The sequence below is a fragment of the Burkholderia lata genome (assembly GCF_902499335.1).
Lineage (GTDB): Bacteria > Pseudomonadota > Gammaproteobacteria > Burkholderiales > Burkholderiaceae > Burkholderia > Burkholderia lata_B.
In genome coordinates this window covers 1-21,464 of record NZ_CABVQK010000019.1, presented here as the reverse complement: position 1 = coordinate 21,464, position 21,464 = coordinate 1, and the positions used below count along the sequence as shown (strand labels likewise).

The window sequence follows — 21,464 nt, the reverse complement described above, 5'->3', positions numbered from 1 at the left end:
AACAATTTTGATTCGCTGAGCAGGAGGATGGCGCAATGAAATTAGATCGAGGCAGCGCATCGCCGGCCGACGCCGCACCGGCGCTCGATCGCATCGACCGCGCGATCCTGCGGCAACTGCAGCAGGACGCGTCGATCTCCAACGTGAGCCTCGCGGCGAAGGTGAAGCTGAGCGCGCCGGCGTGCCTGCGGCGCGTCGAGCGTCTGAAGGAAATGGGGCTGATCCGCGGCATCGTCGCGTTGCTCGATCCGAAGCCGCTCGGTGCCGGGATGCTCGTCGTGATCGGCTTCGTGCTCGATCGCTCGACACCCGAGGCGTTTGCCGCGTTCGAGAAGGCCGCGCAGAAGGTGTCGGGGTGCGTCGAGTGCCACGTCGTGACCGGCGAATTCGACTACTTCATGCTGGTGCGCACGCGCGACAACGACAGCTTTAACCGGCTGCATGCGGAACAGCTGCTGTACCTGCCGGGCGTGCGGCAGGTGCGCTCGTTCATGGTGCTCAAGGAGATTCTGTCGACGCATGCGCTGCCGGTGTAGCGCATCGCGATGCGGCTTACCGCGCAAGCTGTGTTGGCGGCATGCGTGGAAAACGAAGTGAGCACGATCGGCACATGGAGTCTCACCAGTGGCGCCGCATGACCAGTGCCAACCTTCACGCGCTCGAACACGGCGGTAAAGGCGTATAGCCGCGCTCGTCGCCGTGACAAATCGACTCGCTACCGCTTTCGCCGTCTCGGGTCGATGCCGTTTTGTTCCAGTAGCTTTCGCAGGCGTGCGTTATCGCCCCACAGCGTAGCGAACGCGATCAACATCATCAGGGTGGGAAACCACTCGCCGGTCGCGGCGATGATGGTCCATCCTACGGTGGCGCAAATCAACGCCGTGACGATGAGAAGCAAGCGGTCCAAAATCCACTTCATCGCGCACCCCGGATTGCGGTGTTTGCCTTCAACCCGAGATAGCTATGCGGGCCGGGCGCGAGAACTTCGGGATGCCGCAGGATTTGCGCCATGATCAACGGATGAACCGCAAGGCGGTAGCGTGCGCCCCATTGCGCGACCGCCAGGGACAGATTGCTTCCGTGTTTGCCGATGCCGCATGCCGACGCAGCATCTGTCGCGACCATCAGGCTACCGATGACCGCACCCAGATAGGCGCTGCCGAGGATCGCCCCAACGACGGTTGCCACTTCGAGTTTTGTGGTCGCGCCAAGCAATTCCGCGACCGTCGCATCCGGACCTAGCTTGTTCAGCGCGCCCATCATCGTGCTGACACTCGCTACCGCCGTTTGCAGGGTCGCGAATTGCGTTGTGGGAACCGGCATATGCAGCGCGGTCATGTTGGCTTGAAACGCTTCCGAAACGCTCAAACATCTCGGTGTTGCCACGGGCAATTCTCCTGACGAATAGACTTATTCTACCTATTCGTCTTCGCCCACCATCTCAAATTGTGTGCTCGTGTTCCGCGACTATCTCGCGGGAAATGTGTCGAGTGGAGACTCGACGAAAATTCTTGATACGGTTGAAAAAGCGCTCGACAACATTGCGCGTGTGCTCAGCGTTGCCACGGCGCTCCGCCAGGCTGCCGCACCGTCTTGCCGAGTCGTTCGCGCGCCGTGTGCAGTATCGCCGCGTCGAGTTCACCGTCATCGGCCAGCGCCTTCAACGCAGCAAGCACGATGCTTGCCCGATCGACTTCGAAGAACGCACGCAGCGCCTCGCGCGTATCGCTGCGACCGAACCCGTCGGTGCCGAGCGTCACGTAGCGGCGCGGCACGTAGGCTCGGATCAGCTCGGGCACCGCGCGCACGTAGTCGGTCGCCGCGATCACGGGGCCTTGTGTCGACGCAAGCCTCTCTTCGACATACGGCCCGCGCGGCGCATCGCCAAGCCGCGACAGCCGTTCGGCTGCCATCCCGTCGCGCTGCAGTTCGCTGAAACTCGTGACGCTCCACACGGCGGCGTCGATGCCCCAGTCGTCCTTCAGCATCCGCTGCGCGGCGAGCACTTCGCCGAGGATCGCGCCCGCGCCGAGCAACTGCACGCGCGCCGTTGCATTCGAACCCGACGGCAGCCGGTGCATGCCCTTCAGGATGCCTTCGCGTCGCGCGGCCGGATCGTCGTCGGGCATCGACGGCTGCGCGTAGTTCTCGTTCGTGACCGTCACGTAATAGAACACGTCGCGCTGTTGCTCGACCATCTCGCGCATGCCGGCATCGACGATCGTCGCGACTTCGTACGCGAACGCCGGATCGTACGCGCGGCAGTTCGGGATCGTGGACGCCGCGAGATGGCTGCTGCCGTCCTGGTGCTGCAGCCCCTCGCCGCCGAGCGTCGTGCGGCCCGACGTCGCGCCGACGAGGAAGCCGCGCGAGCGCTGGTCGGCAGCGGCCCAGATCAGGTCGCCGATGCGCTGGAAGCCGAACATCGAATAGTAGATGTAGAACGGCAGCATCGGCAGGTCATGCACGCTGTACGCGGTCGCGGCGGCGATCCACGACGACACCGCCCCGGCCTCCGAAATGCCTTCCTCGAGAATCTGTCCGCGTGTGTCCTCGCGGTAGTAGAGCATCGAGCCGAGATCCTCGGGTTCGTAGCGCTGCCCGAGCGGCGAGTAGATGCCGACCTGCCGGAACAGGTTCGCCATGCCGAACGTGCGCGCTTCGTCCGCGACGATCGGTACGACGCGCGGGCCGAGCGCAGGATCCTTCAGCAGCGCGGCCAGCATGCGCACGAGCACCATCGTCGTCGACATCTCGCGGCCTCCCGCGTCCAGCGCGAACGCACCCCAGGCCGGCGTCGGCGGGACGGTGAGCCCCTCCGACGCCACCATCCGCCTTCTGGGCAGATAGCCGCCCAGGGCAGCCCGGCGAGCGTGCAGGTAGCGCATCTCGGGGCTGTCTTCGGCTGGTTTGTAGAACGTGAGCTGCTCGACGTCGAGATCCGACAGCGGCAGCCGGAAGCGGTCGCGGAATGCTTTCAGGTCGTCGACGTCGAGCTTCTTCTGCTGGTGGGTCGTCATCCGGCCCTGGCCGGCCGTGCCCATTCCGTAGCCCTTCATCGTCTTCGCGAGGATCACGGTCGGCTGGCCGCGATGGGCCAACGCACGTGCATACGCGGCGTGCAGCTTGCGCGCGTCGTGGCCGCCGCGGCGCAGGCGGTCGATTTCCGCGTCGGTGAGCTGCGCGGCAAGCGCGTCGAGCGCGGGGTCGCGGCTGAAGAAGCGCGCGCGGTTGTACGCGCCGTCGTTCGCGGAGAAGGTCTGGAACTGGCCGTCGACGGTGTCGGCGAACGCGCGGGCGAGCGCGCCCGCATGATCGCGTGCGAACAGCGGATCCCAGTCGGAACCCCACAACACCTTGATCACGTTCCAGCCGGCACCGGCGAACAGCGCCTCGAGCTCGTCGATCACGCGGCCGTTGCCGCGCACCGGGCCGTCGAGCCGCTGCAGGTTGCAGTTGATCACGAACACGAGGTTGTCGAGCCCCTCGCGCGCGGCGAGCGACAGCGCGCCGAGCGATTCCGGCTCGTCCATCTCGCCGTCGCCGAAGAAGCCCCATACGGTGCGGTTCGTGGTGTTCGCGAGGCCCCGATGCTGCAGGTAGCGCATGAAGCGCGCCTGGTAGATCGCGTTGATCGGGCCGATGCCCATCGAGCCCGTTGGGAACTGCCAGAAGTCGGGCATCAGCCACGGGTGCGGATACGAACACAGGCCGGGCCCGGCGATCTCGCGGCGGTAGTGCTTCAGGTGCGCTTCGTCGAGGAAGCCTTCGAGATAGGCGCGTGCATAGACGCCCGGCGACGAATGCGGCTGGAAGTAGACGAGGTCGCCGCTCGTGCCGCGTTCACCGGGTCCGCTGCTGCCCTCTGCCGTTGTCGCGCGGAAGAAATGGTTGAAGCCGACTTCGAACAGGTCGGATGCCGACGCGTAGCTCGCGATGTGGCCGCCGAGCTCGCCGTACGCGCGGTTCGCGCGCACGACCATCGCGAGTGCGTTCCAGCGCAGCGCGGCCGACAGCCGCTCTTCGAGTTCGGCATCGCCCGGGTAGGGCGGCTGGTCGTGCACGGCGATCGTGTTCACGTACGGCGTGACGGGCCCGCGCGCCGCCGCGAGGCCGCTCGTGCGCGCATGCGCGGCGAGCCGGTCGAGCAGGAACTGCGCGCGATCCTTGCCAACGTGCGCGACGACCGCGTCGAGCGCTTCAAGCCATTCGGCGGTTTCTTCCGGGTCGGCGTCGGCGTGCGCGAGGTTCGCGCGCCGCGTGGCTTCGAGTCCGTTCGACAGATCCGTCATCGCAGGTCTCCCGCGCACCGGTTCGGAGCGGCGCGCAATCAGTGGCAATCGGTCGAATCATGCTACCCGCCGATCCGCAAAATATGCGTCTGATTTCATTGGGAATTCCGGTGTGGATAGTGTAAATATTCCGATTACGGCCACTCTTCCGGAATATTTCGACCATGAGCGCAAACCCGCGGCGGCTCGACCGCATCGACATCGGCATCCTGAACCAGCTTCAGCAGAACGCGCGGATCACGAACGCGGAACTCGCGCGGGCGGTGAACCTGTCGGCCACGCCCTGCTTCAACCGCGTGCGCGCGCTCGAGAAGCTCGGGCTGTTCCGGCAGCAGGTCACGCTGCTCGACCCGGAGCCGCTCGGGCTGCGGATCAACGTGTTCATCCAGGTCAGCCTCGAGAAGCAGGTCGAGGACGCACTGCAGCGCTTCGAGGAAGCGATCTCGCAGCGGCCGGAGGTGATGGAGTGCTACCTGATGTCGGGCGACGCCGACTACCTGCTGCGCGTCGTGATGCCCGACATGCGCACGCTCGAGCGTTTCATCATCGAGCGCCTGACGACGATTCCCGGCGTGTCGAACATCCGGTCGAGCTTCGCGCTGAAGCAGGTGCGCTACAAGACCGCGCTGCCGTTGCCGGCAGCGGGGCTGACGCTGGTCGATCCGGACGAGTCGGCTTCCGACTGGAGTTGAACGCGCCTTCGCAAGCGATCCCGCCGGCTGGCCGACGAAACGGCGACATTCGCCCGACACCGCCGAAAGGGACCGACCGAAACGCGTGCAAGCGCATTGCACCTTCACGACGCCGCGCGGAACGATCGCGTATGCTCGTCCGTTCGGTGGCGAAGGCGGCACCGAAGCCGATTCATTCGTGTGACGACCCATCAACGAGCGAGGACAGCATGGCTAAACAGACGATGGCGGAATATCTGGCGAAGACGCTGGCGGCAGCGGGCGTCGAGCGCATCTGGGGCGTGACGGGCGACAGCCTGAACGGCCTGTCGTTCAGCCTGAGCCAGATCGGCTCGATCCGCTGGATGCATACGCGGCACGAGGAAAGTGCCGCGTTCGCGGCCGGCGCGGATGTCGCGTCGACCGGGCGGCTCGCGGTATGCGCGGGCAGTTGCGGCCCCGGCAACCTGCATCTGATCAACGGGCTCTACGACTGCCACCGCAATCACCAGCCGGTGCTCGCGATCGCCGCGCACATTCCGTCGACCGAGATCGGCCTCGGCTACTTCCAGGAAACCCATCCGCAGGAGCTGTTCCGCGAATGCAGCCACTTCGCGGAGCTCGTGACGAACGCATCACAGTTCCCACGTGTGCTCGCGCGCGCGATGCGCACCGCGATCGACGAGCGCGGCGTCGCGGTGATCGTGCTGCCGGGCGACATCGCGCTCGGCGACGGCCCGCAAGAGGCACCGGCGTGGAGCGAATCGGCGCCGCCGTCGATCCTGCCGGCCGACGCCGATCTCGACCGGCTCGCGGCACTGCTCAACGCATCCGACGCGGTCACGCTGCTGTGCGGCAGCGGCACGCAGGGCGCGCACGATGAAGTGGTCGCGCTGGCCGATACGCTCGGCGCGCCGGTCGTGCATGCGCTGCGCGGCAAGCAGTTCGTCGAATGGGACAACCCGTTCGACGTCGGGATGACGGGGCTGATCGGTTTCAGCTCGGGCTATCACGCGATGGAATCGTGCGACACGCTGCTGATGCTCGGCACGGATTTCCCGTACCGGCCGTTCTATCCGTCGAACGCGAAGGTCGCGCAGATCGACTGGAAGGGCTCGCAGCTCGGCCATCGCGCGCCACTCGTGCTCGGCCTCGTCGGCACCGTGAAGGAGACGATCGCGGCGCTGCTGCCGCGCCTCACGCGCAAGACGCAGCGGCGTTTCCTCGAAAACGCGTTGAAGCATTACGCGGTCGCGCGCAAGGGGCTCGACGATCTCGCGGTGGCCGAGCCGCCGGGTCGCGCGATTCACCCGCAATACCTGACGAAGATCGTCGACGAAGTCGCGGCGGAAGACGCGATCTTCACGGCCGACGTCGGCACGCCGACGCTGTGGGCCGCGCGTTACCTGACGATGAACGGCAAGCGGCAGCTGCACGGCTCGTTCAATCACGGCTCGATGGCGAACGCGATGCCGCAGGCACTCGGCGCGCAGGGGGCGCATCCGGGGCGGCAGGTGGTGTCGTTGTCAGGCGATGGCGGCCTGTCGATGTTGCTCGGCGACCTGCTGACCGCACGCCAGCTCAAGCTGCCGATCAAGATCGTCGTGTACAACAACAGCCTGCTCGGCTTCGTGTCGATGGAGCTGAAGGCGGCCGGCTATCTCGACACGAACGTCGACCTGAGCCCGACCGATTTCGCGGCGATCGCGAAGGGCGCGGGCATCTTCAGCGTACGCGTCGAACATTCGGAGAACGTCGAGGAAGCATTGCGCATGGCGTTCGCGCATGACGGGCCGGCGGTCGTCGATGTCGTCACGTCGAAGTACGAACTCGCGATGCCGCCGAAGATCGAACTCGCGCATGCGAAGGGCTTCAGCCTGTTCATGCTGCGCGCGATCCTCAGCGGGCGCGGCGACGAGATCGTCGAGCTGGCGAGAACCAACCTGCGGTAATACAGTGCTGCGCGCAATGCTTCGAGCAGCGCGCGCGGCATACCGCATCGACGAACGCGCCGGGGTGCGTTCGTCGTCGCAAGACGAATGGAACAACAGAAAAACATGGCAATCGAGATTCGCGCCTACGAGGCATCCGACCTGCACACGCTGTCGGCCATCTGGTTCGACGCATCGCTGCTCGCGCATCCGTTTCTCGGCGACGCGCGGCTGCGCGAGCAGCGCACGCTGATCGAAGAGGTTTATCTACCCAAGGCGGAAACCTGGGTCGCGTGCCGGGCCGGCGAACCGGTCGGGTTCATTGGCCTGCTCGACGCGTCGATCGGCGGATTGTTTGTCGCGCCGGCGATGCACGGCCACGGGATCGGCCGCGCGCTGGTCGAACATGCGCTCGCGCTCAAGGGCGCGCTCGATCTCGAGGTGTACGCCGACAATCGCGGTGCCCACGCGTTCTATGCGCGGCTCGGCTTCGAGGAAATTTCGCGGCGCGACGAGGACGACGAAGGCTTGCCGTTCGCGAACATCCTGATGCGCGCCACGCGCTGAGCTGGAGCGCAGGCGGGACCCGTTTGCCGCGCTGCTCGGCATCAGCCGCGATGATGTGCGTATGTGCTTGCGCGTGCGCTCAAGCCGGCGCCGCTTCGCGCCCGGCCGCCACCCACTCGCGCACGGCCTCGACGAACAGCCGCAGTGCCGCCGGCGGATGCCGGTTCGCCGGGTAGTAGAGACACAGCGCGCCGAAATCCTGGCTCCATTCCGGCAATACGCGCACGAGCCGCCCGGCGGCAAGATGATCGGTCACGCGCGATTCCGTGACCCACGCGATGCCGATGCCGGCCAGCGCGGCATCGATCATCAGCCCCTGGTTGCCGAGCGTCATCGGCCCGTCGACATCCACGCTGACGCGCTTGCCCTTGCGGATCAGATCCCATCGATAGAGGGCGCCGCTTTCGAACCGGTAGCGGATGCACCGGTGATGCGTGAGGTCCTGCGGCCGCTCCGGCGGCGCGTGCCGCGACAGGTAGTCGGGCGACGCCACCGCGATAAAGCGGATCGTGTCGCCGAACTTCACCGCGATCATGTCGCGCGGCACGTCTTCGTGAACGCGGATACCGGCGTCGAAGCCGTGCTCGACGATGTCGATCAATCGCGAATCGGTGACGAACTCGACGTGGATGTCCGAATAGCGGGTAACGAACGCGGGCAGCACATGCCGGATCAGCGGGCGCGCAGCCGCTTCCGATGCGCTGATCCGGATCTGGCCGGACGGACGGTTGCGGGCGGTGGCTGCGTCGTTCAACGCGTCCTCGAGATCGGCCACCGCGGGCCGCACGCGCAGCAGCAACTGCTCGCCGGCCTCCGTCAGCGCGACGGAGCGCGTGGTGCGGTTGAAGAGCCGCACGCCGAGCCGTGCTTCGAGGTGGCGCACCGCATGGCTCAGCGCCGACGGCGACACGCCCAGGATGCGGGCCGCGCCGCTGAAGCTGCGCTGCTCCGCGATCGTGATGAAGGTCGTCAGTTCGCCGATGCCGGTGCGGAGCATTTGTGAATTTTCCTCAGTAACGCATGAAATGGTACGCCAATTGTTGAGGTGTATCCATCAACCTACACTGGCCTCCTCGGCATTCAGTCGAACTTTTTCATCTTCAGCAGGAGAGCGTCATGCAAAAACGCATGCTTGGTAAGAGTGGCCTCGAAGTCTCGGCAATCGGGCTCGGCTGCATGGGATTGAGTTACGGCTACGGCCCCGCGACCGACAAGGCGAGCGGCATCGCGTTGATCCGCGCCGCGTTCGAGCGTGGCGTGACGTTCTTCGACACGGCGGAAGCGTATGGCCCGTTCGTCAACGAGGAACTGGTCGGCGAGGCGGTCGCGCCGTTTCGCGACCAGGTCGTGATCGCCACCAAGTTCGGTTTCGAGGACGGCCAGGCGATGAAGGGCGTCGACAGCCGGCCCGCGCATATTCGTGAAGTGGCCGATGCGGCGCTGAAGCGGCTGAAGGTCGATCGCATCGACCTGTTCTACCAGCATCGCGTCGATCCGAATGTGCCGATCGAGGACGTGGCCGGCACGGTCAAGGACCTGATCCGCGAGGGCAAGGTTGCGCACTTCGGGCTGTCGGAAGCCGGTGAGCAGACGATTCGCCGTGCGCACGCGGTGCAGCCGGTCGCCGCGCTGCAAAGCGAGTATTCGCTGTGGTGGCGCGAGCCGGAGGCGCGGATCCTGCCGACGCTCGAGGAACTCGGGATCGGCTTCGTGCCGTTCAGCCCGCTCGGTAAAGGTTTCCTGACCGGCGCGATCGATGCAAATACGACGTTCGCGGAGAACGATTTCCGCAATGTCGTGCCGCGCTTCTCCGAGGAGAACCGCAAGGCGAACGCGGGCCTCGTCGACCTGCTCGGCCGGATCGCGACGGACAAGGGTGCGACGCGCGCGCAGATCGCGCTGGCGTGGCTGCTGGCCCGCAAGCCGTGGATCGTGCCGATTCCGGGCACGACGAAGCTGCACCGGCTCGACGAGAACGTGGGCGCGGCGGAAGTCGTGCTGACGGACGACGATCTCGCCGCGATCGAGACGGCGCTGCAGCAGATCAGGATCGTCGGCGAGCGCTACCCCGCGCATTTCCAGCAACGCGTCGATCGCTGATCGGGCATCCGGCGGCCGGCACCCGCCGGAGGCGTCGCTCATTGGTCAGGTGGATCAGGGACAATCTCCACGTCGCCTTAAGTTTGCATTTCCTGGAATCGAATGGATCGTTGCTCTTCCTGCGGCGGACTGATTCGTCCAGGGGGATGCACGTGAAAATCGTTGGTCAGCCTGACTTGTGCAGTACGGAAACTAGCGTTTTTGCAGCGCGGACCTTTGACCGAGGCGCACGCGGGCCACGTAGTGTCCAGATGGATCGAGCGTCCACAGCAAGGCGCGCAAGCGTCGTAGCCAGGACATCACCGTCGCTCGCGTGACGCACATTTCGGCGGCGACCGAATCGAGCGGATGTTGATGCGCTAGATAGGGTAGGAATTCGAACAACTTCTCCTTGTTTTGGAGATCTTGAATTGACGTGTCGTGAAGACGCGTGAATGTTCGGTTGCAAGCGTCACAGCAAAATGTGGGAACAGGAAGACGGTCGCTGCTGCGATAAACGAGCCACGTATTGTCGCTTGTGCACCTCGAACAGGAGGGCGGGGTGGGATCGTCGGACAGGATCTGTCGAATGGCGCGGGTGAGAAACGCTGTCAACTCGGAATCGTTCGTGCGGCGCAGCGACGCATCGCTCGCCTCCATTCCGAAGCGGTGCCGAAAATGCCGGCCCACCTTATTCAGGCTGATTGACCACGGCGCCATGAGTTCAGCGATCTGATCGAGCGGATCACCCACTTCCCGTTTACGAGCGGTTCAAATTTGCGCGTCGAGGCGATCGAGTTCGCTCTGCAGTGCTGCTACTGTCTTCGTCATCTCATTTGTCCAACTATGTGATGAACGTCGGGTCTTGGCCCTTGCTGCAGAGCCGTCTGCGCACCTGTGTCATCCACTCGTGCCATATAGCGGCTGTCCGTTGCTATGCGCCAAGGTCGGTTTCTTCCCACTGCGCCAGAAGCTCGGCTGGAATCGCCGTGACGACTTCGGCGTAAGGCTTGCCGACGAACCGCTCCGCACGTTTGAGCAACACGGGAATCGGGCTGCTGGGTTCGTGGGTCTCGAACCACGTTCGCGCCGTACGAATCAGAGTGAGTGCGGCTTGGCGGTCTGCCGGTGCGGATCTCGGCTGGGTCGTTATGCGCTCGGTGGCGCTAACCGTTCTGTCATTCACCGGTTCGAGCTGCACCGACGCATCACTTCCTGATGATTGGTTGGAGGCCGGCGCGGGATCGCGGGATTCTTCCAACTGCTCGACCGCGTTTATCGACGCGGGCGCATTCAACCTGCCGATGAGCCGCGTGAGCGACGACAGGTCTGGCAGGCACCCTTCGAGATGCACGGCGCACCATGCTTCGATTGTTGCGAGATACGTAATCGTATCGTCGAACCCCGCCATCACATCGGGCTGCTGCGTGCACACATCCCGCAACTGCTGCATAACGGACTCGGGCGCGAGGGCATCGGGGGGGCGAGGGTGCGCAAAGGCACGCTCGACGTCGCGTACCTGCAGTCGAGCGCGCGTCGACTTCGAAAGAACGATCTCGCGCACGTCGGCGAGCAGTCCGTCCGGATCGGCGAGCGCCTGTATTGCATTCATTCGCATTTCATGTGCGGCGTCGTGCCCACCGTCGACATCGGGTTGCGGATGCACCTGCTCGGCAAACGCATCGAGCCAGGCGGCCAGCAACCCTGTGCCATCTGCAAGGCCTGTGGCACCGGCAAGCCGCGTGCGGCACCGCGTATACAGGACGGCGACCCGAATATCCTTCGTACGCAGCATAAGCCGCTGGCAGTCGCGTTCAAGCTCGCTCCAGTTGACAGGGTCGGGGGCACCGACGAATGCGCCGTACTGCACGTCCTGTCTGGGCGCCGCGGTCGCGAACAGCACGACGAAATCGTGGTCGTATTCGAGGTCCGGGCCGCAGGGCATGGAATCGCTCGCTGGCGCGAGCCAGTCGGGATGCGGCGTGTCCTTCGAGGTACCTTTACCGGATACGGACTGTCGGGGTGACTGCTTTTTGCTCATGGTCGATTGTCGGATTCAGTAGCGCGTTGTTCGAAATGCCTCACATAACGTTCTGGTTCGAACCGCATGCCGGTAATCGGCCGGTCGGGTCTCGGGCGCCCCAGCCATCCGGACCATCCCATGCGTTGCTGGCCGCCCATGACAGCCGGCGGCGCGCTTTCGGGCCTGATGCGCAGTTCGAGCTCCCATTCCAGTTCGTAGCCGACGAACGCACGCACCCATTCGACGAGACGCGGCAGATCCTCGCCCTGCGGCGTGAAGCGCAGATACGCGTCGAGATCGATGGGGCCGATCACGATGCGGAACCGGTGCTGACGGTCCGGCGCCACGCGGCCGAGCATTGCGGCTTGTCCCATCGTCGCGGCGGGGCCCGGCCGGCCCATGCGTCCCTGATCGGCCGGGGCGATTGCGATCCAGTGGAATACGTTCTCCTCGATCGCGACCGGCACGCCGAAGTAGTGCTCGAGTGTGGCGCGCAGTCCGTCCGAGTTGCGCGACTCGCGTACGAGATGCGCGGACGCTGCCAGTCGCGCGTGCGAGGGCAGGGGGCGCCGCCCGATTTCGGCGGTGTCGTGGCCCGTGAGGCTCGCGATGTAGAACGAAAACCGCTCGTCGTCTTTCCGGTCGAGGCCGGCTGTCGACTGTGCCGATGCCCACGTGCGATAGAACAGCGTCAGGAACCGGTGATGGAAGATGTCGAAGAAGTCGACCGTCGTCGTGTCGTGACGGCCCTCTTCGCGTTCACGCGCCCATTCGGTCACGTGGATCGGCAGCGGCCCGTTCGGCCCGAGCATACCGAGACCGAAGAGCCGCACCTTGAGCCGTCCCGCCGTTTCCTGGACGCTGGCGATTTCGCGCGGCGCGAAAGCGAGACTCGGTTGTTGTCCGAGCCGGAACGGCTCGGCCTGCGGTCGGCGCGCGGTGCCGATCGGGTCGACCGCAGAGTTCGAGCCGATGCGTCGCAGCAGTGACAGGAACCCGAAGCGCCACGGCTCCATTTGAAGACTTTCTAGCAAGTCGGGCGAAAGCGTGCTGTCGCGCACGAGCGCCGGCAGGGTGGCACGTTTCATTACAGCACTCCGCGTGTCCCGGTGCGCACGGGCCAGCGAGCGATACGGCCGCGCTGCATCGAATGCAATTCGGTCTGTGTGAAGCTGTTGATCGACACGTGCCGTGCCAGCCAGTGTTCGAGAATCGTACCGAATAGATAGGGGCTCACGCCGGAGAAACCGGCCTCGTCGACCGTTACCGCACACTCGATGCCACGCCCGAACGTCATCGGGCCCGTGCCCGGCAGCTTGCGTGTTACCGGGCGCGTCTTGACGCCGACGAGACTTTCAACTTGCCGCAGATGCTCGTTGTTGTCGTTCGAAAGGGTAAGGCGCAGCAGGTCGCGTAGTCCCTGACCGCCGTCACGGTGATCGAGACCTTCGAGCGGCAGGTAGTTGAAGTTGAGCTGGCGGATCAGTCGCCACGCCATCTCTCGCTCCGCATACGGCGCTTTCGGCGGGCTCGGCGGGCGAATAAGCCCGATGCTCTCGACTGGCGTCGATTCCTCTGTCTCCAGGTCACGCACGCCGTTGCGCGGCACGAGCGTGGCGAGATCCCGGTTCGTCAGCAGCGCAACGACTGACAGGAAACGGATGTCCTCGCCATAAGGAGCCTCGTTCTGGTCAACCAGCGAGAGAAACACTTCGGTGCCGACATAGGGGGTACGCGTGCCGTAACGGCGGGCCGAATCGGACACGAGCCGCCGTTCGCGCCGTGTCGAGAAGTACCGCCCGTGATTACCTTCGTCGTTGTTCAGCGTCTGATAAAGCGGACGGAATTCCAGTTCGTCGGAAGTCGCTGCGACCTGTCCATGCACGGTCTCCACCGAGAACACTTCGTAGTCGAGCGGTGCGAGCCTGGCGGGCACCAGATGAGACTCGGTCTCGCGGGGGGAAATCTCGATGCGGTCGGTATGCCGTTTGAAGAGGTTGATGACGGGCGTGCAGAACAGCGCGAAGCGCGACGCGTCGACGAGGTTCGCGAGCTGGCCCGGCACCCGGTCGAGCAGCACGACGATTTCGACTTCGCGACCGTTCACGCGGGACAGCCCTTCTGCAAGACCGTTGAGTGCGAAGAACCAGAACCGTGCCGGGCACGCAAAGTATTCGTGCAGCAGGTTGTGCCCGTGAAACTTCGTCCAGGTGAGTGGCAGCAAGTTCTGATCGGTGCGCAAGCCCTCGTGTTCGACCGCACCGTGAGTCACGGCGGCGGGAGGGCGGCCCGGTGAGCCGAATTCGCCGGGAGGGGCAATCACGGACGCGACGCCGGCGACGTGCAGCAGCTCGAACAGGTGCGAGGCGACCTGTTCGTCGCCGGCCAGATACACGGGCAGCCGGTCGAGCCCCTTCAGATCGGCGATGCGCACGTTGCCTGTCGTCGCCAGCCGCAGCCGCAATGCACCGCGCACCTGTCGGTCGGGCGGGACATAGCGGTCGAGCGCCGGAATGTCGGGCGGAATGCCCGTCAGGCGCGCGTCGGTGATCGTGAGCGGCCAGAGCGTGACGTCCTGCCCGCTCGTAAACTGGCAAGCGGTTTTTTCGCCATCGGGAACCCGCGCCTTGAACGACGTGCCGCGCGCGATACGGTAGCCTGCGGCCAGATTGCCTTCGGCCTGACCGGGGTACAGGCGCGCGACCGCGATCGACGGCGTGGGCGCGACGTAGTTCGGGTAGATCACTTCCAGCAGCCGCCCGGTGAAGCGCGGAAACTCCGCATCGAGCTTGAGCTGCATGCGCGCGGCCATGAAGCAGAACGACTCGATCAGGCGCTCGACGTAGGGGTCGGCCACCTCACCGGCCTGCATGCCGAGCCGGCGCGCGATTTTCGGATGCGCCTGCGCGAACTCGGTGGCGAGTTCGCGCATGTAGATGAGTTCCTGGTTGTAATAGTCGAGTAGTCGCGGATCCATCGGAAAGGTCTCGTTTTGTCGTTATGCGGTGCCTACCCGGAGCGCATGCCGGTGATCTGGATTTCGCTCGTATCGAGATCGAGCGAACTCTGCACCATGAATTCAAGTGGATACGGGTCCATGTGAACCAGGCCGCGCACTTCGAACGCGAGCACATTGTGATGGCCGCTGGCGGCGTCGTCCTGGCGGGGCGTCACCACCAGCGAATCGGGGATCAGCCGCGGTTCGAAATCAGTGATGGCTTTCCGGATCATTTGCTCGATGTCATTCCACTGGCGCGACGCGAGAAAGGTGCCCGCGAGCGGCGGCACGCCGAAATTGACGGTCGACGCGGCCGCTTGCGGGTGGCGTACGCGCTCGATCCGGTCTTCAATACTTGTCGTGTTGAGTAGATAGGCGAGATCGCGCTGGACGATGTCGCGCATCTGCTTGCGCGTGATGGCATATTCCTCGGGTGCTTCGACGAGCCGATGCGGTGCGTCGTCTCGCAGCCGGTCGAGCAGAGTCGGCATCAGGTGTGCGTTTGCCCGCCGCGGTGGGCGGGCGACGAGCGAGTCGCCCCGAGTGGGATGCCGCTTGCGCTCAGTCATCGACCGGCTCTCCGGCGGTGGCGCCGTCCGCGATACGCGAGCCGAACTGCGCGTGGGCCAGTTCGAAGAGACCGAAATCCCCCTGATCCGTTGTCCAGGTTTTTTGTCCGAGCGCGATGACGGCGGTACGCCCAGCGTCATGCCAGGCCGTTTCGTGCCCCAGACGCAGGGCATCGATCGCGGCCTCCGAGCCGGGGTAGCGGGCAGGCATGAAGCCGCGCACGGTACTGCCGTCGCTCAGTGTCAGCACACACGGCGCCCAGACGAGATCAATGAGGTTCGCAGGCGGGGCAATGCGCCACGCGGCAAGATCGGCGAACGGTACCCATCGATAGTGCCCGGCCGTGATGACTTCGCACACCGGGCCGAAACGCGAATCGCTGTCGGCGATCCAGCTTGCGACGCCACCCGGTGTGCGTGCGGCAATGAGCGGCGCCGCGTCGAGCGCCTTTGCGCGGGCGTCATCGGCGAGTTCGTCGTGTCCGTCCGCGGCCAATTCCAATGCACCCACCAGCTCCTTGACCCACGACGCAGGTTCGAGAACGAACCCTGGACGCTCCCGCCCTACGACGACCTTATGACGCCAGCGCTCGGCCCGGATCAGGTCACGAACAACCTGGGCGGCCTGCGCCTGTTGCGGCTCGAGCTTTGCCCACGTCTGCAGTTGAATCACGGCGCGTGTCCAGTCGCCCGTTACGCACAGCCACTGGAACAGCGCCCACCGATGGGCGGCGAGGGCCGGCTGCGCGCGAATATGCGATTCGATCCGCTCGATCTGCACGGCGATCGGCAGGTTGTCCAGGCCGCGGCTAAACGGCTCTTCGGCAGCAAATGGCATGTTCATGCGTCGTCCTTGCGTACAGGCGCGGCCAGCGGGCTATCGACCGACAGCGCGTGATGCTCGCGCCGGGTGAGCGCGGGCGGTAAGGCCGGCGCACGGCGAGCTTCGGCCGCATGGAATTCGGGGGGCGCAAAGAGGCGCAGGACTTCTGGCACGGGTTCGATCTCAAGCTCGGGAGTGAAACCCGTGTTCAGGTGGCCGAACGCGTCCTCGAGGTTGCGTTTGCCTGACAGCATCACTTCGATCGAACCGGAGGCGGCTGCGTTTGTCGGCGTTGGCCAGAGGTCGTGCGAATCGGGCATGACTGAGGCAACAGGTGTCGCATGCGAGTCTAGTTGTTCGCCCCATGAGCCGGAAAGGGCGGTGTGTGGATCCGTCAGCGCGCGCCAGTATTGCGCGTGAAGCGTTTCGACGAGGTCGTCGGTGCGCTCAGGCAATGGCATCGCCTGCGACCCGGCGCCGCGTTTTCCCCGCGCGGTATCGGCAGTCACGCCGTGGCTGCCGATCAGATCGAGGATCGACGTATTGCTGCCCACGCGATCTGATGGTTCGAACAGGAGAAAGTCCGCGCTGTCCTCCCGCTTCTCGGAATCGGGTGGCTCGTTGCGCAGCTCGGGCTCGGTAAGCGAGGTGTCGGGGCGGCGGTGCCACGGCATACGGAATGAGCGCATGGAGGATGCGAATATGAAGGAATGCGCATTTTACCCATGAGATCGGGTAATTCTTCAAATTGAAGTGTAATGTCTTTATTTGAAAATATTATCGAGATTAAATCTCAAAATAATTTATTAATTAATAATGGGTGTTGTCGGTCTTGCTGAATATAAAGATAGCGGGGCTGGTAATGGTTTTTGTTAAAAATAATTCACATTTCATGCTTAATTATTCAATTAAAACAACAGCTTGCGTGTTGTGCTGTTTGTTTTGTTTGTGCATTTTTGCACGGATTGTGAATGTCGCATCTTTGGTTTGTGAGAAGCGATGAGGTGAGATTTGGCTCGGTTTTTTATCGTTAGAATGGGTTGACGGCGACGCGAATTGGTTGAAATAATGCGCGACCTGAGAAGCTTTCATTTTCCTTGTGTGCGAAATGCGACAGTAGATAAATGTCGCATGAATAGAATTCCCGATCGCTATGGCCGAGGCCGGGAACATACCGAATAAACAAGAAAAAGGTTCGCATGACGATTTCACGCCAGGCGCTGTTCGGCAAGCTCGGAGTTCAGCTCTACCGCAGCATCGAATCGGCGACACAGTTCTGCAAGCTGCGCGGCAATCCGTACGTGGAACTCGTCCACTGGTTGCATCAGCTCCTGCAGCAACCCGACAGTGACCTGCATCGCATCGTGCGCCACGCTGGCATCGATCGCGACGCACTGGATCGGGATTTCGCAAGGGCGTTGGCCGCGCTGCCGGCCGGCGCCAGTTCGATCAGCGATTTCTCGTGGCACATCGAGACGGCGATCGAGCGCGCATGGGTGCTTGCGACGCTGAGTCATGGCGATCGTCGTGTGCGCGGCGCGTGGCTCGTTGCTGCGCTTGTCTCGACGCCCGAGCTGCGGCGCGTTCTGCTGTCAATCTCCCCCGCGTTCGGCAAGATCCCGGTTGACGGGCTGGACGATCAGCTGCCCGCATGGATCGACGGCTCGCCCGAAGCCGCCGATGCGCCGTACGACCACAGCGACTTTTCGACGGCAACGCCGGGCGAGGCGTCCGGCGCAATGCCAGTCGCATTGAAGGGTGGTTCGCTCGACCAATATTGCACCGACCTGACGGCGCGCGCTCGCGCGGGCGAGATCGACCCGGTCATCGGCCGTGAACTCGAGATTCGCACGATGATCGACGTGCTGCTGCGCCGTCGGCAGAACAATCCGCTGGTGACGGGGGAGGCCGGCGTTGGCAAAACGGCCGTCGTGGAAGGGCTGGCGCGCGCGATTGCGTCGGGCAACGTGCCGCCGAAGCTTGCCGATGTGCGGCTGCTGTCGCTCGACGTCGGCGCATTGCTCGCCGGCGCGAGCATGAAAGGGGAGTTCGAGGCGCGTCTGAAAGCGTTGCTCGAAGCCGCTGCAAAATCGCATGCGCCGGTGATCCTCTTCATTGACGAGATTCACACGCTGATCGGCGCAGGCGGGCAGGCGGGCACGGGCGACGCCGCCAATCTGCTGAAACCCGCGCTTGCGCGCGGCTCGATCCGTACGATCGGTGCGACGACCTGGGCCGAGTACAAGCGTCACATCGAAAGGGATCCGGCGCTCACGCGACGCTTCCAGGTGCTGCAGATTGCGGAGCCGTCCGAAGCTGCCGCCGTCGATATGGTGCGCGGGCTCGTACATACGTTTTCCCGGCATCACGGCGTCGTGGTGCTTGACGAAGCGATCCGTGCGGCGGTGACGCTGTCACACCGGTATATCCCATCGCGTCAGCTGCCGGACAAGGCCATCAGCCTGCTTGACACCGCCTGCGCGCGTGTGGCGTTGTCGCAGCATGCCGCGCCGCGTGAACTGGACGACGTGCGACAGCGTTTTGCGGCCGCGCGTGCCGAGGAAGCGTTGCTCGTGCAGGAAGCGCGCATCGGTCTGGATGCCGACAGGGCATTGGCCGGCGTGCGGGGCCGTATCGATGCGCTGGTAACGGAAGAGGCGGCAGTCCAGGATCGCTGGCGTGCTCAGGCCGCCGCCGCCGGGGCATTGCTGGCCGCCCGCGAGGCCATTGCGCCTGACGAGGGTGAGTGTTTACGGGATCAGGCCGCGTCGCTCACGAAGCTCCGCGATCTCGAACGTGCGCTTGCCGACCTACAGGGCGAGATGCCCCTGGTCTTCCCCGAGGTCGACGAGGCAATCGTCGCTGAAATCGTGTCCGACTGGACCGGCATCCCTGTGGGCCGCATGGTGACCGACGAGGTCGCGGCTGTGCGCATGCTGCCCGACACGCTCGAGGCACGCGTGATTGGCCAGACCGGCGCGCTGCGTCAAATGGGTGAACGCGTGCAAACCGCGCGCGCTGGCCTGACCGACCCGAAGAAGCCGCTCGGTGTGTTCCTGCTCGCCGGCCCCTCGGGCGTCGGCAAGACGGAAACGGCTCTGGCGCTCGCCGAAGCACTTTACGGCGGCGAGCAGAACCTGATCACGATCAACATGAGCGAGTATCAGGAGGCACACACCGTCTCGGGCCTGAAAGGGGCGCCTCCGGGTTATGTCGGCTACGGCGAGGGCGGTGTCCTGACCGAAGCGGTGCGCCGCCGTCCGTATTCGGTCGTACTGCTCGACGAGATCGAGAAGGCTCACCGCGACGTGCATGAGATGTTCTTCCAGGTGTTCGACAAAGGCTACATGGAAGACGGCGACGGTCGTTACATCGATTTCCGCAACACGACGATCCTGCTCACGAGCAACGTCGGTTCCGAACTGAGTACGAGTCTCTGCGCTGATCCCTTGCTCGCACCGGATCAGGATGGCCTGAGGGAGACGCTGACGCCTGAACTGCTCAAGGTTTTCCCGGCGGCGTTCCTCGGGCGCGTGACCGTCGTGCCCTACCGGCCGCTTGCCGACAGTGCGCTCGCCAGCATCGTCCGCCTGCATCTGGGGCGCGTCGCCAAGCGTATGGCCCACGGCCGCGACATCGCACTGACGTACGACCACGCGGTCGTCGATTACATCGTCGACCGCTGTCTCGTGCAGGAGACAGGCGCACGCGTGTTGATCGGATTCATCGAGCAGCACGTGCTGCCTCGACTGGCCGCGCTGTGGCTCGATGCCTTTACGTCGAAGCAGATGCTGTCGCGTATTGCGATCGGCGTGGCCGACCCATCCCGCCCACCAGCACAGGCCCTCGCGTTCGAGGCGAACGTCCTTCATTCAGACGAGCCGGTTCTCTGAGCTTGTCATCCAACCACCACCGTTCAGGAGCTTCATTCATGGCCGCATCCAGCAGTTCGCAGAAATTCATTGCGCGCAACCGTGCGCCGCGTGTGCAGATCGAGTATGACGTTGAGGTCTACGGCTCGGAGAAGAAGGTCGAGCTGCCGTTCGTGATGGGCGTGCTTGCCGATCTGTCGAGCAAGCATCCGAGCGAGCCGCTGCCGGCGGTATCGGACCGACGCTTTCTCGAAATCGACATCGATAATTTCGATGAGCGCATGAAGGCGATCCGGCCGCGCGTCGCATTCGCCGTGACGAATACGCTGACGGGCGAGGGCCAGATGATGGTCGATATGACCTTCGAGAGCATGGAGGATTTTTCGCCTGCCGCGATCGCGCGCAAGGTCGAGCCGCTGCGCCAACTGCTGGAAGCGCGTACGCAACTCGCCAATCTGCAGACCTACATGGACGGCAAATCGGGCGCCGAGGCGCTCGTTACGCAGTTGCTGCAGGACCCGGCGTTGCTCAAGTCGCTGGCCGCCGCGCCGAAGCCCGAGCGGCAAGCGGACGAAACTGCCGATCAAGACGGCGCGAACTGACCGATGAACCGATAAAGGATGACCATCATGGCGAAACAGGAAGCACGGGCCGCGGTTGCGCAGACAGATACCCAATCCGATTTCACTCAGCTGCTGGAACGCGAGTTCCGACCCAAGACCGACGACGCGCGCGAAGCCGTTGAACTGGCCGTTCAGACGCTCGCCGAGCAGGCGCTGGTGCAAACGGCGACGATCAGCGACGACGCCTACAAGAGCATCGCGGCGATCATCGCGCAGATCGATCACAAGCTCTCCGAGCAGATCAACCTGATCCTGCATCACGAGGATTACCAGGCGCTCGAATCCGCTTGGCGCGGCCTGAATCACCTCGTGTCGAACACTGAAACCGACGAGCACCTGAAGATCCGCTTCATGGACGTCTCGAAGGTCGAACTGCATCGCACGATGCGCCGCTACAAGGGCCTTGCCTGGGATCAGAGCCCGCTCTTCAAGCAAATCTACGAAGAGGAGTACGGCCAGCTCGGCGGCGAGCCATACGGGTGCCTTGTTGCGGACTACTACTTTGACCATACGCCGCCAGACGTCGATCTGCTCGGCTCGATCGCGAAGGTCTCGGCTGCCGCGCACACACCGTTTATCACCGGTGCCGCACCGTCAGTTCTGCAGATGGAGTCGTGGCAGGAGCTCGCGAACCCGCGCGACCTGACGAAGATTTTCATGCAGAACCTCGAATACACCGCGTGGAACTCGATGCGCAACACCGAGGACGCGCGCTATGTGGGGCTCGCGATGCCACGATTCCTCGCGCGCCTGCCGTATGGCGCGAAAACCAACCCGGTCGACGAATTCGATTTCGAGGAAGACACGAACGGTTCGAACCATGGGCGCTATGGCTGGGCGAACGCGGCGTACGCGATGGGCGTCAACATCAACCGCTCGTTCAAGCAGTATGACCCTGCCTCGTTTTCACGTACAGCATGTCATGCAGCAGCGCGTAGCGTTTCGTATTCGACGGGAGTGCAGTAGTCGATCGACGTGTGCATGCGCTGTCGATTGTAATAGCCTTCGATCCAGTC

At 64.1% G+C, this 21,464-nt stretch carries 19 protein-coding genes and 1 pseudogene; 8 read left to right on the top strand and 12 right to left on the bottom strand.

Features of this window, described 5'->3' with window-relative positions:
- Positions 1–35 precede the first annotated feature (35 nt).
- On the top strand, positions 36–536 hold the full coding sequence (locus BCO18175_RS35115) for an Lrp/AsnC family transcriptional regulator (RefSeq protein WP_174914226.1): 501 nt from the start codon (positions 36–38) through the stop codon (positions 534–536).
- Between the two features lie 179 nt (positions 537–715).
- Here BCO18175_RS35115 and BCO18175_RS35110 read toward each other — a convergent pair whose 3' ends face one another.
- The 3 genes from BCO18175_RS35110 to mdeB form a co-directional block, all read right to left on the bottom strand.
- Positions 716–919, bottom strand: coding sequence for a hypothetical protein (locus BCO18175_RS35110; protein WP_174987694.1), 204 nt, complete (start codon positions 917–919; stop codon positions 716–718).
- The gene (locus BCO18175_RS35105) at positions 916–1,386 is read right to left on the bottom strand and encodes a hypothetical protein (protein WP_254608220.1); all 471 of its coding nucleotides are present in this window, start codon (positions 1,384–1,386) and stop codon (positions 916–918) included. Before BCO18175_RS35105 ends, BCO18175_RS35110 begins: the two co-directional genes overlap by 4 nt.
- Positions 1,387–1,553: 167 nt before the next feature.
- Positions 1,554–4,292, bottom strand: coding sequence for an alpha-ketoglutarate dehydrogenase (mdeB, locus tag BCO18175_RS35100; RefSeq protein WP_174987691.1), 2,739 nt, complete (start codon positions 4,290–4,292; stop codon positions 1,554–1,556).
- Between the two features lie 164 nt (positions 4,293–4,456).
- On the opposite strand from mdeB, the gene BCO18175_RS35095 reads away from it, so the two are divergent.
- From BCO18175_RS35095 to BCO18175_RS35085, 3 genes are all read left to right on the top strand, one after another.
- On the top strand, positions 4,457–4,984 hold the full coding sequence (locus tag BCO18175_RS35095; protein WP_050017644.1) for an Lrp/AsnC family transcriptional regulator: 528 nt from the start codon (positions 4,457–4,459) through the stop codon (positions 4,982–4,984).
- Between the two features lie 209 nt (positions 4,985–5,193).
- Positions 5,194–6,915 (top strand): ubiquinone-dependent pyruvate dehydrogenase, encoded by a 1,722-nt coding sequence (gene poxB, locus BCO18175_RS35090; protein WP_174987688.1) that lies wholly within the window; start codon positions 5,194–5,196, stop codon positions 6,913–6,915.
- A 105-nt stretch (positions 6,916–7,020) separates the two neighbouring features.
- Positions 7,021–7,461 (top strand): GNAT family N-acetyltransferase, encoded by a 441-nt coding sequence (locus BCO18175_RS35085; RefSeq protein WP_174987685.1) that lies wholly within the window; start codon positions 7,021–7,023, stop codon positions 7,459–7,461.
- A 79-nt stretch (positions 7,462–7,540) separates the two neighbouring features.
- On the opposite strand, the gene BCO18175_RS35080 is transcribed toward BCO18175_RS35085, so the two are convergent.
- Positions 7,541–8,458, bottom strand: a complete 918-nt coding sequence (locus BCO18175_RS35080) for a LysR family transcriptional regulator (protein ID WP_174987682.1) — start codon at positions 8,456–8,458, stop codon at positions 7,541–7,543.
- Between the two features lie 119 nt (positions 8,459–8,577).
- Here BCO18175_RS35080 and BCO18175_RS35075 point away from each other — a divergent pair, with 119 nt between their 5' ends.
- Positions 8,578–9,561: an aldo/keto reductase gene (locus tag BCO18175_RS35075; RefSeq protein ID WP_174987679.1), complete on the top strand. Its 984-nt coding sequence runs from the start codon at positions 8,578–8,580 to the stop codon at positions 9,559–9,561.
- Between the two features lie 192 nt (positions 9,562–9,753).
- On the opposite strand, the gene BCO18175_RS35070 is transcribed toward BCO18175_RS35075, so the two are convergent.
- From BCO18175_RS35070 to BCO18175_RS35040, 7 genes are all read right to left on the bottom strand, one after another.
- Entirely contained in the window at positions 9,754–10,293 is a 540-nt protein-coding gene (locus tag BCO18175_RS35070) for a DUF746 domain-containing protein (protein WP_174987676.1), read from the bottom strand.
- A gap of 181 nt (positions 10,294–10,474) precedes the next feature.
- Positions 10,475–11,581, bottom strand: a complete 1,107-nt coding sequence (locus BCO18175_RS35065) for an ImpA family type VI secretion system protein (RefSeq protein ID WP_174987673.1) — start codon at positions 11,579–11,581, stop codon at positions 10,475–10,477.
- Positions 11,578–12,651, bottom strand: a complete 1,074-nt coding sequence (gene tssG / locus BCO18175_RS35060; protein ID WP_174987671.1) for a type VI secretion system baseplate subunit TssG — start codon at positions 12,649–12,651, stop codon at positions 11,578–11,580. Before tssG ends, BCO18175_RS35065 begins: the two co-directional genes overlap by 4 nt.
- Positions 12,651–14,540 carry a type VI secretion system baseplate subunit TssF gene (tssF, locus tag BCO18175_RS35055; RefSeq protein ID WP_174987668.1) on the bottom strand — a complete coding sequence of 630 codons (1,890 nt, stop codon included), beginning with the start codon at positions 14,538–14,540 and terminating at the stop codon, positions 12,651–12,653. The genes tssG and tssF overlap by 1 nt, the downstream gene beginning before the upstream one ends.
- Positions 14,541–14,572: 32 nt before the next feature.
- Entirely contained in the window at positions 14,573–15,130 is a 558-nt protein-coding gene (tssE, locus tag BCO18175_RS35050; RefSeq protein WP_174987665.1) for a type VI secretion system baseplate subunit TssE, read from the bottom strand.
- The gene (locus BCO18175_RS35045) at positions 15,123–15,974 is read right to left on the bottom strand and encodes a type VI secretion system accessory protein TagJ (RefSeq protein WP_174987662.1); all 852 of its coding nucleotides are present in this window, start codon (positions 15,972–15,974) and stop codon (positions 15,123–15,125) included. Before BCO18175_RS35045 ends, tssE begins: the two co-directional genes overlap by 8 nt.
- Positions 15,971–16,642: a TagK domain-containing protein gene (locus BCO18175_RS35040; protein WP_174987659.1), complete on the bottom strand. Its 672-nt coding sequence runs from the start codon at positions 16,640–16,642 to the stop codon at positions 15,971–15,973. The genes BCO18175_RS35045 and BCO18175_RS35040 overlap by 4 nt, the downstream gene beginning before the upstream one ends.
- A gap of 510 nt (positions 16,643–17,152) precedes the next feature.
- Here BCO18175_RS35040 and tssH point away from each other — a divergent pair.
- The 3 genes and pseudogenes from tssH to tssC all read left to right on the top strand — a co-directional run.
- Complete coding sequence (tssH, locus tag BCO18175_RS35035; protein ID WP_174987656.1) at positions 17,153–19,846, top strand: type VI secretion system ATPase TssH; 2,694 nt, start codon at positions 17,153–17,155, stop codon at positions 19,844–19,846.
- A gap of 38 nt (positions 19,847–19,884) precedes the next feature.
- Complete coding sequence (gene tssB / locus BCO18175_RS35030; RefSeq protein WP_174987653.1) at positions 19,885–20,427, top strand: type VI secretion system contractile sheath small subunit; 543 nt, start codon at positions 19,885–19,887, stop codon at positions 20,425–20,427.
- 27 nt (positions 20,428–20,454) lie between these two features.
- Positions 20,455–21,360 (top strand): annotated as a pseudogene (tssC, locus tag BCO18175_RS35025) (type VI secretion system contractile sheath large subunit); the annotation flags it as partial.
- 8 nt (positions 21,361–21,368) lie between these two features.
- Here tssC and BCO18175_RS41060 read toward each other — a convergent pair.
- Positions 21,369–21,464 (bottom strand): IS3 family transposase (locus BCO18175_RS41060; protein ID WP_368040727.1); only part of this gene is annotated, 96 nt, incomplete at its 5' end.